Source organism: Bradyrhizobium sp. HKCCYLS3070 (genome assembly GCF_051167575.1).
In the GTDB taxonomy this organism is placed as follows: domain Bacteria; phylum Pseudomonadota; class Alphaproteobacteria; order Rhizobiales; family Xanthobacteraceae; genus Bradyrhizobium.
Window position 1 is genome coordinate 298,508 of sequence record NZ_JBNPTI010000006.1, and the last position, 11,746, is coordinate 310,253.

9 protein-coding genes are annotated in these 11,746 nt (G+C 66.2%); 6 read left to right on the top strand and 3 right to left on the bottom strand.

Annotated features, from left to right (window positions below; genetic code table 11):
* The first annotated feature begins 16 nt into the window (after nt 1-16).
* The 4 genes from ACQR03_RS21205 to ACQR03_RS21220 all read left to right on the top strand — a co-directional run bounded on the left by ACQR03_RS21205 (nt 17) and on the right by ACQR03_RS21220 (nt 4,706).
* Nucleotides 17-1,090 carry a tartrate dehydrogenase gene (locus ACQR03_RS21205; RefSeq protein ID WP_315753175.1) on the top strand — a complete coding sequence of 358 codons (1,074 nt, stop codon included), beginning with the start codon at nt 17-19 and terminating at the stop codon, nt 1,088-1,090.
* Nucleotides 1,091-1,245: 155 nt separating this feature from the next.
* Nucleotides 1,246-2,664, top strand: coding sequence for a pyruvate kinase (gene pyk / locus ACQR03_RS21210; protein ID WP_315753174.1), 1,419 nt, complete (start codon nt 1,246-1,248; stop codon nt 2,662-2,664).
* Between the two features lie 192 nt (nt 2,665-2,856).
* The gene (locus tag ACQR03_RS21215) at nt 2,857-3,669 is read left to right on the top strand and encodes a UDP-2,3-diacylglucosamine diphosphatase (RefSeq protein ID WP_315828168.1); all 813 of its coding nucleotides are present in this window, start codon (nt 2,857-2,859) and stop codon (nt 3,667-3,669) included.
* 47 nt (nt 3,670-3,716) lie between these two features.
* Nucleotides 3,717-4,706, top strand: coding sequence for a threonine ammonia-lyase (locus ACQR03_RS21220; RefSeq protein ID WP_315753172.1), 990 nt, complete (start codon nt 3,717-3,719; stop codon nt 4,704-4,706).
* A 10-nt stretch (nt 4,707-4,716) separates the two neighbouring features.
* Here ACQR03_RS21220 and ACQR03_RS21225 read toward each other — a convergent pair whose 3' ends face one another.
* Both ACQR03_RS21225 and ACQR03_RS21230 read right to left on the bottom strand, forming a co-directional pair.
* The gene (locus ACQR03_RS21225; RefSeq protein ID WP_434841841.1) at nt 4,717-6,396 is read right to left on the bottom strand and encodes a caspase family protein; all 1,680 of its coding nucleotides are present in this window, start codon (nt 6,394-6,396) and stop codon (nt 4,717-4,719) included.
* Nucleotides 6,397-6,601: 205 nt separating this feature from the next.
* Entirely contained in the window at nt 6,602-8,212 is a 1,611-nt protein-coding gene (locus ACQR03_RS21230) for a hypothetical protein (protein ID WP_434841842.1), read from the bottom strand.
* Nucleotides 8,213-8,287: 75 nt separating this feature from the next.
* On the opposite strand from ACQR03_RS21230, the gene ACQR03_RS21235 reads away from it, so the two are divergent.
* On the top strand, nt 8,288-9,475 hold the full coding sequence (locus ACQR03_RS21235; RefSeq protein WP_434841843.1) for an MFS transporter: 1,188 nt from the start codon (nt 8,288-8,290) through the stop codon (nt 9,473-9,475).
* Here the strand turns inward: ACQR03_RS21235 and dgcA are convergent.
* Nucleotides 9,457-10,452 (bottom strand): N-acetyl-D-Glu racemase DgcA, encoded by a 996-nt coding sequence (dgcA, locus tag ACQR03_RS21240; protein ID WP_316169656.1) that lies wholly within the window; start codon nt 10,450-10,452, stop codon nt 9,457-9,459. The two genes, ACQR03_RS21235 and dgcA, sit on opposite strands and share 19 nt — an antisense overlap.
* 158 nt (nt 10,453-10,610) lie before the next feature.
* Between dgcA and ACQR03_RS21245 the strand changes: the two genes are divergently transcribed.
* The gene (locus tag ACQR03_RS21245) at nt 10,611-11,744 is read left to right on the top strand and encodes an ABC transporter permease (protein WP_315713623.1); all 1,134 of its coding nucleotides are present in this window, start codon (nt 10,611-10,613) and stop codon (nt 11,742-11,744) included.
* Nucleotides 11,745-11,746 lie beyond the last annotated feature (2 nt).

The following is an 11,746-nucleotide window of genomic DNA, read 5'->3' on the forward strand; positions in this document are numbered from 1 at the left end:
TCAACGGAGCTCTTTCATGCGCACCCATTCCATCGCCGCCATTCCCGCCGACGGCATCGGCCCCGAGGTCATCTCCGAAGGCGTCCGCGTGCTCGAGGCGCTCGCCAAGCGCGCGGGCGACATCAGCTTCAACGTCAAGACCTTCGACTGGGGCTCGGACTACTACAAGAAGCACGGCGTGATGATGCCGGCCGACGGACTCGCGGAGCTGAAAAAGTTCGACGCGATCTATTTCGGCGCGGTCGGCGCTCCCGACGTGCCCGACCACATCACGCTGTGGGGCCTGCGGCTGCCGATCTGCCAGGGATTTGATCAGTACGCCAACGTCCGTCCGACCAAGATCCTGCCCGGTGTGGCCTCGCCCTTGCGCAATGTCGGCGTCGGCGATCTCGACTGGGTGATCGTCCGCGAGAATTCCGAGGGCGAATATGCCGGCATGGGCGGCCGCGCGCATCGCGGCCTGCCGGAGGAGGTCGGCACCGAGGTCGCGGTCTTCACCCGCGTCGGCGTCACCCGCATCATGCGCTACGCGTTCAAGCTGGCGCAGTCGCGCCCGCGCAAGTTCCTCACCGTCGTCACCAAGTCGAATGCGCAGCGCCATGGCATGGTGATGTGGGACGAGATCGCCGCCGAGGTGGCGCGGGAATTCCCCGACGTGACCTGGGACAAGATGCTGGTCGATGCGATGACCGTGCGCATGACGCTGCAGCCGAAGAGCCTCGACACCATCGTGGCGACCAATTTGCATGCCGACATCCTGTCCGATCTCGCCGGCGCGCTGGCCGGCAGCCTCGGCGTGGCGCCGACCGGCAACATCGATCCGGAGCGGCGCTTCCCGTCGATGTTCGAGCCGATCCATGGTTCGGCGTTCGATATCACCGGCAAGGGCATCGCCAACCCGGTCGCGACGTTCTGGACCGGCGCGCAAATGCTCGAGCATCTCGGCGAGACGGACGCGGCCGCGCGGCTGATGGCTGCGGTCGAGAAAGTCTGTGCAGCCGGCATCCTGACCCCCGATGTTGGCGGCACGGCGACGACCAAGCAGGTGACCGACGCCGTCATCGACGCGATCCACGGCTCCAACGCCTGAGGCGTGCTGTTCTCTTGCACAATTCTGGCGTGTTCCGTGTCGCGCTTGCAATGGACGCTGCGGGGCGTATATCAGCGCTTCCGCTGCGTCCGCGCATGCCAATCACATGCGTGTCATAGAGACGCGAGACACGGCTTAAGGAGAAAGGACACATCATGCGTCGTCACCGTCGAGCCAAGATCGTCGCGACTGTCGGTCCCGCGAGCAATTCTCCGGAGATGCTGAAAGCGCTGTTCCTCGCCGGTGTGGACACCTTTCGTCTCAACTTCAGCCACGGCACCCAGGCCGATCACGCCAAGGTCCATGCCGCGGTCCGCGCCCTCGAGAAGGAAGTGCAGCGGCCGATCGGCATCTTGATGGATCTGCAGGGTCCTAAGATTCGCGTCGGCACGCTGCGCGACAAGAAGATCCAGGTCGAAGCCGGCGAGACGATTCGATTTGTTCTCAACGGCACCGAGGGCGACAAGACATCGATTCCGTTGCCGCATCCGGAAATCTTTGCGGCAGTCTCGCCCGGTCACGATCTTCTGATCGATGACGGCCGCGTGCGCGTCCGCGTCACCGGCCTCGGCGACGACTGGATCGAGGCCAAGGTGATCGTCAGCGGCGCGATCTCCAATCACAAGGGCGTCAATCTGCCCGGCACCATTCTGGAGCTATCGCCGCTGACGGCCAAGGACCGTTCTGATCTTGCCTTTGGGCTCGACCTCGGCGTCGACTGGGTGGCGCTGTCGTTCGTGCAGAAGCCGTCCGACGTGCTGGAGGCGAGGGGCCTGATCAATGGCCGCGCCGGCATCATGTCCAAGATCGAGAAACCGGCGGCGCTGGAGCGGATCGACGACATCATCCAGCTCTCTGACGCGATCATGGTTGCGCGCGGCGATCTCGGCGTCGAGATTCCCAACGAGGACGTGCCGGGCAAGCAGAAGGAGCTGGTGCGCGCCTGCCGGCTCGCGGTGAAGCCGGTGATCGTCGCGACGCAGATGCTGGATTCGATGGTCGCGACGCCGACGCCGACGCGCGCCGAGGTCTCCGACGTCGCGACCGCGATCTATGACGGCGCCGACGCGGTGATGCTGTCGGCGGAATCGGCCAGCGGGCAATATCCGCGCGAGGCGGTGGCGATGATGGACAGCATCATCAAGGCCACCGAAGGCCACAAGATGTACCGCTCGATCGTCGAGGCGACGCAGCCGGGCGAGGAGCAGACGCCGCCGCATGCGGTGGCGACCGCGGCGGCCGATCTCGCCTCGGCGATCCACGCCAAGGCGATCGTGGCCTATACGTCGAGCGGCACCTCGGCCTCGCGCGTTGCGCGCAAGCGGCCGAGCCTGCCGATTCTGGCGATCACGCCGAATGAGGACACCTCGCGGCGGATGTGCCTGCTGTGGGGCGCGCACAGCGTGCTGTCGCAGGACGTGCAGAGCTACGAGGAGATGGTCGAGCGCGCGACCTTCTTCGCCGTGCAGGAGGAGTTCGCTGAAGCCGGCGACCTGCTCGTCGTCGTCGCCGGCATTCCGTTCGCGCAGACCGGCACCACCAACAATCTGCGCGTCGTCACCGTGCCGAGATAGGAGGCTGATTTTCCCTGTTCGCGCTGCCCGCCTGTCGCCTGATTGTCGCACCCCGCTGGTATCGCGGGGCAGTGACGAGGGACATCGCGAGTCGTCAAACGAGCGGTGTCCGGTCGCGGTCCGGCAGGATGGGTTCTGCCGGTGCGGCGTTTCGTCATCGCGGTGTCATCAGGGACTGTTAGGTGGGCGCGCATGGGACTTGAGACTGCTGGTGAAGAAAGCCCGGCTCGGCGCTTTCGGACGTTGTTCATCTCGGACGTTCATCTCGGAGCCCGCGGCTCGCAGGCCAATCTCCTCGTCGATTTCCTGCGTCACCATGATGCCGACACGATCTATCTGGTCGGCGACATCATCGACGGCTGGGCGCTCAAATCGAGCTGGCATTGGCCGCAGTCGCATAACGACCTGGTGCAGAAGATGCTGCGCAAGGCCCGCAAGGGCGCCAAGATCGTCTATGTCCCCGGCAATCACGACGAGTTCCTGCGCGGCTATTACGGCACGCATTTCGGCGGCATCGACGTCGTCGAGAACATCTTGCACACCGGCACCGACGGCAAACGCTATCTGGTGATCCACGGCGACATCTTCGATCTGGTCGTGCAGAATGCGCGCTGGCTCGCCCATCTCGGCGACAAGGCCTATGACTTCGCCATCCAGATGAACCGTCTGGTCAACTTCTTCCGTCGCATGTTCGGCGTTCCCTATTGGTCGCTGTCGCAATGGGCCAAGCAGAAGGTCAAGAACGCCGTCAACTACATCGGCGCGTTCGAGACGGCGCTGGCCTCGGAGGCGCGGCGGCATGGCGCTGATGGCGTGATCTGCGGCCACATCCATTGCGCCGTCATCCGCGACCAGGACGGCATTCGCTACATGAATTGCGGCGACTGGGTCGAGAGCTGCACGGCGCTGGTCGAGCACGAGGACGGCCGTTTCGAGATCCTGACCTGGACCGATCCGCAGCGGCAACCCGCGCCGGTTCCGCAGCTGGCCGCCCGCGCCGCCTGACACCGGTTCCCTTGCCTCTCGGCAATCGGGCGCGGTAAAATAGGGGTATGACAGCTCATTCCCCGATCCTGCCCGTGACCGCCGCCGACATCGAGGCGGCGGCACGCGTCCTCGCGCCCGTGGCCGTGCGGACTCCGCTGCTGCCAGCCCCCGTGCTCAACGAGCGGTTCAAAGCGAACGTCTTCGTGAAGCCGGAGGTGCTGCAGCGGACCGGCTCGTTCAAGTTCCGCGGCGCCTACAACAAACTGGCGTCGATCCCGCAAGCAGCGCGCGGCAACGGCGTCGTCGCATTCTCCTCCGGCAATCATGCGCAGGGCGTCGCCCATGCCGCCACATTGCTGGGCATGGACGCCACGATCGTGATGCCCTCGGATGCGCCAGCGGCCAAGCGCGAGCGCACCAAGGCGTTCGGCGCCGACGTCGTGCTCTATGATCGCGATCGCGAGGACCGCGAAGCGATCGCGCGCGATATCGCAGCAAAGCGCGGCTCGACGGTGGTGCCGCCCTATGACGATCCCTACGTCATCGCAGGGCAGGGCACCGTCGGTCGTGAAATCGCCGAAGATCTCGCGGCGCTCGGCCTGTCGCCGGATCTGGTGATCGTCCCGGCTTCGGGCGGTGGACTGCTTGCCGGCGTCTCGACCGCGGTCAAGGCGCGCTTTCCCAACACCCGGATGGTCGTGGCCGAGCCAAAGGGTTTTGACGACCATGCGCGCTCGCTACGGGCCGGCCACCGCGAGGCGCACGACGCAAAGGGCCGGACCATCTGTGACGCGCTGATGGCGGCGATTCCAGGCGAGATCACCTTCGCCATCAACAGCCAACTGCTGTCGGCCGCGGTCGAGGCTTCGGATGAGGAGGTGGGGCGCGCGGTCGGCTTTGCCTTCCGGGAGCTGAAGCTCGTGGTCGAGCCCGGCGGTTCGGTCGGGCTTGCAGCATTGCTGGCCGGCCGGCTGGATGTGGCGGGCAAGACGGTGGTGATCGTTTTGTCCGGCGGCAATGTCGATGCTGAGCTCTACGCCAGGCTGATCGCCTGACGATCAAGCCTCAGTGAAAGCTGAGGCCGCCTTTTGCAAATCCCCCGCCGCCCATCCGCAGTCCGGACTGCGCGACGTGCGGCGTGCTCCGCGCCGGGCCGCCCTGCATCCCGCCTTGGCCACGCGCCATCGACGGATGCGACGCGTTGATGTTCGGCTTGAACGGTCCGGAATTGCCGGGGAAGGGACGCCGCACTTCGCGGGCGTCGAATGGCCGCCCAGGACTGCGCTTCAGTGGATCGCGCTGGATTTTCGTAGCCACGGGCGGATTTGTCGGCGGCACGATCCTGTCGCGCAACTTGGTCTGAGCGATAGGCCCGGGATCGACGACCTTGTTGGGACCCGCGTTGTTGATGGCATTGCCTTTCGTGACCACCGTTGGCGGCAGCGGTCCGTGCGGCACGGTGGCGGCCGGCAGCGTCGGTTGCGGGGCTGGATGGCTCTGGATCTGCGGACCGGGATTGAACGGTCGCGCGATCGGTGCCAGTTGCGGTGGCATCATGAGACGGCTCGGTTGCAGCACGGGGATGGGCCGAGGCTGTCCCTGCAGCCGCAGTGCGACCGGCGCATATGGGCTGTCGGCATAGGATTCACGGAAGCTCTGATAGGCGGCCGGCGAATTCGCCAGCACGGCCTGGTGCCACGCCGCGGCCTGCACGAGGCCGGCGAGCAGTGCGCGGATGCGGTCGGCGAGCGGATCGCGCGGATACAGCTCGATGAACTCGCGATAATATTGCGGACGGTTCTCCGACAGCACGTAGTCATAGGCCTGCCGCACGGAACGGCTCGGCAGGTTGGCCGCCATCTGGATCACCGGCGTATTCTCGGCAGGGCGCGCCGCCGCGACCAGCGTATCCCCGAAGAAGGTGAAATCACTGGTCAACGAGGAGCTTTCCCATGGCGTCTGTCGTCCGTCGGTGCTCTGGTTCACCTGTAGGCGAATGCGCTTGAACAATTGCTCGATCGGCAGGTTCGGCTGCCGCGCCAGGTTCAGGAACGCCTGCGCGTACGGGCTGTGCTCGCCACGCCCGTCGAGCGCCTCCGCGCCAGGCGAGGTCGAGTATCCGAGGATCGAACCGTTCGGCGCGTCGACGATGGCAAGTCCGCGTCCGGCATCGTTGATGGCAGGGAATGGATTGTTGCGGCAGGCGTCCAGCACGACGATCCGCATCCGGCTCGGGATGGCGTCGAGCGTTGCCATCAGGTCCACCAGACGGATGGTCCCCGTCGTCAGGTCGGAGGGCGCTGAGATACGGGCATCGATCGGGATCAGATAGTTCTCGCCCGCGAGCTGAACCCCGTGGCCGGCGTAGTAGACCATTGCCACGGTGTTCGGGCCGTGTGCTGCCACCCGGCTCGAGAAATCCTCGACGACCTTGAGCATCTCGTTCTGCGTCAGGTCGGTCGCCGTGATCACCTCGAAGCCGGCTGAGTTCAACAGCTTGGCAACAGCATGGGCGTCGTTGTCCGGGTTCTCCAGCGGCGGCGCGTTCTGATAGCTCGCATTGCCGATCACGAGCGCGACGCGTGGCTCGGCTCCTTGAGGGATCGCGGCGGGCGTGTTGCTCTCTTTTGCCGGTGAGGGAGCTGCCAGCGCGCGCGGTGGTGTGTGAAGGATGTCGAGCTCACTGCCGGCGGCGAACGCCGAGTCCGGGCCGACCCAGGCCATCAGGCCCAGCAGCGCGGACATGAGCAGGGATTTCCAGGCGGATGTTACAGCGCGAAATTTCGGAACGGACACGGCGTTCTCCTCGAGCATGCGCAAAGCGAATGGCTTGAGGATCAGGCTACGCAGATCACGCAGCAGCGTACGTGATCCGCGTCACCCATCAACGCGGCACCTTTCGGTGCTCAGTGATCGAGGTTCAACAGGAGGCGGCCGAGATGCACTCGCCCTACGAGAAGAATGCGATCTTCTCAGGCTGGGTCATGCGACGGATCGGCGCCAACGAGTCGTTGGCGGGTGCCTGCGGCCGCTGCAGAAGGCCGTTCGACAGCAGCGTCGATCCCAGCGACGGCTCGTAGGCAGGCTTGGGCATCGCGGACGCGCTGGTGCTGTGAGCCGCGGCGGCGGTCGGGCGGACCTGCTGGATCGGCGCAACGTCGGCCTTCGGGGCCGCTGCGGGAGATTGAGCTGCGACCGCAGCCGCCACGGCGGCCAGGGTCTCGATGGTGATCGCCTCCGGAAGCGGTGGCGATACGGGCACGCTGGGGACCGGCGCCGGGGCTGCAGGCGAGGCCATGCGCGGGGGCGCCGCGGGCGGGGCTGGCATCGGAGGGGAAGACATCGGCGGAGCCGACATCGTGGGCGCAGCGGGAGCCGGCGCTGCGCTGGCAACTGGGGCTTCTGCCGTGGTCAGCACGAGATCCGGCTCCGACGGCGCCGTCTCGCTGAAGCTCGCGACGATGTCGTCGTCGACCGAGGTCGGCTCCTCAATATCGAAGCCGAGCGTCCTGGCCCGGCTGAACTCCTCATCGTCGATCGGATCGGGGGCACCCATCTCCGCCGCGACCAATTCCAGGATGGCTTCGTCGTGGGCTTCTGCGGCGACGGCGTCATCCAGGGCCGCCGCGGCGTGCTGCTCGATCTCGAGCAGGGCTTCGTCCACCGACGGCTCGGTCGCAGCTTCCGGGGGCTGCACCACCGCCGAAGCGGCGGTGTCGACCATCCTGGCCTCAACCGCTGCAGCCGCCATGATCACGGCATCAGCGCCGGAGGATGTCTCGACCGATTCGATCGCGGCCACTGCGGCAACGAGCGGAATGGTCATCTCGAGCCCGGCTTGGGCCGCCTCCATCTGTTCCGGCACGGGCTGCGGCTCCGGAGCCACCTGTGGCTCAGCCGAGACCGTCGCCGCCGCAGTCGGACCCGATGCGACATCGGGTGTCGGCGGGGCCGCAGCCTCGGTCGCCGGTTCGATCTCGTCAGCCGCGGGCGGAATGCTTGCTTTCTCCGCGTCGAACTCCTTCAGCCGCGTCTTGATGATCTCGAAGGCCGCAAGCAGCGCGACCTTGGGGTCGGCGCACGCAAGCTGGTCGCAGGCGGCCTCGATCGACGTGACCTGTGAATCGATCAGGTCGCAGATCCGCGAGTCCGCACCGATCTCGCGCCAGCGCCAGGAAATTTCCTTGATGATTCGGATGCCCTTGCGCACCGGCGCCAGGTTCTGCTCGAGGGCCATGCTGTCGACCGCAGTGGCGGCGGCGAGTGCGGCGTCTTCGACCGTGGCGCGGATCGCGGCCAGCGCTTCGGGCAGTGCCTTGCTGTCGGCCTGCTCGAACTCCTGCTGCTGCTGACGCTGTGAGGCCAGCGCATGCTCGATGCGGGCCACCGCGTCGAGCACCATGCTGGTGTCGGCATTGCGGTTGCGCTTGGCGTATTCGCCAAGGAACCAGCGGCCTCGGGACGTCTCCATGAAGGCGTCGCGGATCGCCTCGTAATCGGCCTCGTTCGGCTGAGCCGCACGGGCGGATATCGGCGAGAGGGCGAAGACTTCATCGACCATGGCAAACCTATCGCGCACATTGCTGCGCGTTGGCATAACGATCACCATGATATTGATCGAATCGCAATTGAATTGATGCCACTGTCCCGACAAATCTCCACCACATCGCCGGTATTGTCGCGCCGATTCGCGGACAGGTTGGGGCTGTTCTATGGCGCTGTGTTCGTGCTCTCGGGCACGCATCTGCCGTTCTTTCCCGTATGGCTACGGGCGATCGGCCTGGATGCCGCATGGATTGGGGTCATCGTTGCGGTTCCCGCCGTAACCCGCTTCACCGTCCTGCCGCTGATCACCGCGGTTGCCGAGCGCCGGCAGGCCCTGCGCGCCGCGATGCGGCTGACCACCTTCGCAACGGCATCGGGCTTTGTGGCTCTTGCCTTCCAGCGCGAACCCTGGCTGGTATTCCTGGTCTACGTGGCAACCTGCTGTCTCTGGACACCCGTTGTCCCGCTGACGGACGCTTATGCGCTCCGTGGCGTGATGAGCTATGGCCTGAACTACGGTCGCCTGCGGCTGTGGGGATCGGCCGCATTCATCGCCGGAACGCTGCTGTGCGGCGGGCTGGTCGACCTCGCGCCGTCGTCCGAGCTGATCTGGATCATCGTCTCGGTCGCGCTGTGCGGTGCGGCAAGCAGCCTGCTGCTGCAGGCGCTGCCGCCGCTGCCGCATGGCGCCGGCCTGGCCCGGGACGGGCGCAGTCTGCTGGGCAATCCGAGCTTCCTCTGCATCATCGCCGCTTCGGCGCTGATCCAGGCAAGCCATGCGGCCTACTACACGTTCTCCGCCATCGAGTGGAAGGCGCAGGGCTTCAGCGGGCTGACAATCGCTTGGCTCTGGACCATGGGCGTGCTGGCCGAGATCGTCGTGTTCGCCCTGTCGCCCCGGTTCACGCTGGCGCCCGCGAGCCTGGTCATGATCGGCGCGATGGCGGCCGTGCTGCGCTGGAGCCTCACGGCCCAGGAGCCCCATGCGGGTGGGCTCGCCGCGGTCCAGATCAGTCACGGCTTCACCTTCGGGCTGACCCTGGTTGGAACCATGGGGCTGTTGGTCCGCCAAGTGCCGGCGCAGCTGACGGCGCGCGGGCAGGGCTATTATGCGGCTGCGAGCGGCGTGGTCGGCTCGGCGGCATCGGCCCTCTCGGGGCCGGTCTATGCGGCCTATGGACCCGGTGTCTACTACGTGATGGCCGCGATGGCCGGAGCGGGCGGCGTCCTGATGTGGATCGCGCACCGAAGCCTGTCGTTTCAGCCCCACAACGCCTGATCGGGCGGATAGACCAGGCTGTCCTCGTAGTGCAGGCCGTGCTCGCAATCCTCGGCGAGCAGCAGCGGACCGTCCAGATCGACGAAACGGGCGAAAGGCGTCAGCAGCATGGCCGGTGCCATCGACAGCGATGTCGCCACCATGCAGCCGACCATGATGTCGAAGCCGACCGCGCGCGCGGCTTCGACCATCGCAAGCGCCTCGGTTAGTCCTCCGGTCTTGTCGAGCTTGATGTTGACGGCGTCATAGCGTCCGCGCAGCGCTTCGAGCGAGTCGCGGTCATGCACGCTCTCGTCGGCGCAGACGGTGAGCGGGCGCGCGATCTTTCCGAGCGCTTCGTCTTTCCCTGCGGGCAGCGGCTGCTCGACCAGCGTGACGCCGGCGATGGCGCAGGCTGCGAGATTGGATTCCAAATTCGCTTCGGTCCAGGCCTCGTTGGCGTCGACGATCAGTTGTGACTGCGGCGCCGCCGCTCGCACGGCTGCAATCCGCGCAGGATCGCCGTCGCCGCCGAGCTTGATCTTGAGCAGCGGGCGATGCGCGGCCTTGGCCGCAGCTTTGGCCATCACATCGGGGCTCCCGAGCGAAATCGTGTAGGCCGTGACGCACGGTGCCGGTGCGCGACGTCCGAGCAGGTCCCAGATGCGCCGGCCGCTCCGCTTGGCTTCGAGGTCGAGCAGCGCGCAGTCGAGCGCATTGCGCGCCGCGCCCGGCGGCAACGCCGTCTGCAGGGCGGCGCGGTCGAGACCAGAGGCGACCGCATCGCGCATCGCGAGCAGGGCGCTCAGCGCCGCATCGGGCGTTTCGCCATAACGCGGATAGGGCACGCATTCGCCGCGGCCAACCATCGTCCCGTGTCGCAGCTCCGCGATCACTGTCACGGCTTCGGTCTTGGCGCCGCGGCTGATCGTGAAGCTGCCGGCGATCGGCCAGTGGCCGATCCGGGCGTCCAGTATTGGAAAACCGTTGGAAGTCATTTGAAAGTCTGGCGCTTTGTGAACCGGAATGAGGCGCTTGGGACTTGCGCGATCTGACCGACTATGGCTGTTGATAGTGGTCTCCGGCAAGGTGGTAGCGACGCGGTGGGATTTTTCTCGTCAAGGAGCGGACGTCCAAGGCTCCGAGGATGGCCGTCGTGAAGGGCGGCCCTGATTTGCAGCGCAGTGGCGATGGCAACGCGCTGTCGCTGCGCGCGACCGGCGCCTGGACTGCGCCCTTTGCGCCGTCGCTCGAACGGCTCGTCGCCGATGCCGAAAAGCTCGCCGGCAAGAAGATCGATGTCTCCATCGACGTCTCCCAAGTCTCCAAGCTCGACACGTTCGGTGCCTGGCTGATCGAGCGGCTGCGCCGCAGCTTCACGACCGGAACCGTCGAGGTCCGGATCGATGGGCTCTCTGCGAACTACGCCAGCCTGGTCGACGAGGTTCGACGCGTCAGCACCGCGCCCAATGGCGACGCGACGATGGTGACCATCACCGGCATGCTCGGCCAGATCGGTCTCAGTGTCGCCGGCATCTTCGGCACGATCGCCGCGCTGATCGACATGCTCGGCGCCGTGATCGTCGCCAGCGGCCGGGTCCTCATTCATCCCCGCAGCTTCCGATTGACCTCGACCATCCATCATCTCGAGCAGGTGTGCTGGCGCGCGGTGCCGATCATCGTGCTGATCACCTTCCTGATCGGCTGCATCATCGCTCAGCAGGGCATCTTCCATTTCCGAAGGTTCGGCGCCGACATCTTCGTCGTCGACATGCTCGGCGTGCTGGTGCTGCGCGAGATCGGCGTGCTGCTGGTGGCGATCATGATCGCGGGCCGGTCGGGTAGCGCCTACACGGCCGAGCTCGGCTCGATGAAGATGCGCGAGGAGATCGACGCGCTGCGCACAATGGGCTTCGATCCGATCGAGGTCCTGATCCTGCCGCGCATGCTCGCGCTGGTGATCGCACTGCCGATCCTGGCCTTCCTCGGCGACATCGCCGCGCTCTATGGCGGTGGGCTGGTGGCTTGGTTCTATGGCGGCGTCGATCCCGAGGCCTTCCTGCTGCGCCTGCGCGATGCGATCTCGATCGATCATTTCAAGGTCGGGCTGCTCAAGGCGCCGGTGATGGCGGCGGTGATCGGGATCGTCGCCTGCGTCGAAGGACTGGCAGTGCAGGGCAGTGCCGAGTCGCTGGGGCGCCACACCACTTCGTCGGTGGTGAAGGGCATCTTCTTCGTCATCGTGATGGACGGCGTGTTCGCGATCTTCTTCGCCGCGGTCGGGATGTGAGC

Coding starts and splice junctions, on each gene's coding strand:
- ACQR03_RS21205 (WP_315753175.1), top strand. CDS start 17: ATGCGCACCCATTCCATCGCCGCCATTCCCGCCGACGGCATCGGCCCC.
- pyk (WP_315753174.1), top strand. CDS start 1,246: ATGCGTCGTCACCGTCGAGCCAAGATCGTCGCGACTGTCGGTCCCGCG.
- ACQR03_RS21215 (WP_315828168.1), top strand. CDS start 2,857: ATGGGACTTGAGACTGCTGGTGAAGAAAGCCCGGCTCGGCGCTTTCGG.
- ACQR03_RS21220 (WP_315753172.1), top strand. CDS start 3,717: ATGACAGCTCATTCCCCGATCCTGCCCGTGACCGCCGCCGACATCGAG.
- ACQR03_RS21225 (WP_434841841.1), bottom strand. CDS start 6,396: ATGTCCGCGCTGCTGGGCCTGATGGCCTGGGTCGGCCCGGACTCGGCG.
- ACQR03_RS21230 (WP_434841842.1), bottom strand. CDS start 8,212: ATGGTCGATGAAGTCTTCGCCCTCTCGCCGATATCCGCCCGTGCGGCT.
- ACQR03_RS21235 (WP_434841843.1), top strand. CDS start 8,288: ATGCCACTGTCCCGACAAATCTCCACCACATCGCCGGTATTGTCGCGC.
- dgcA (WP_316169656.1), bottom strand. CDS start 10,452: ATGACTTCCAACGGTTTTCCAATACTGGACGCCCGGATCGGCCACTGG.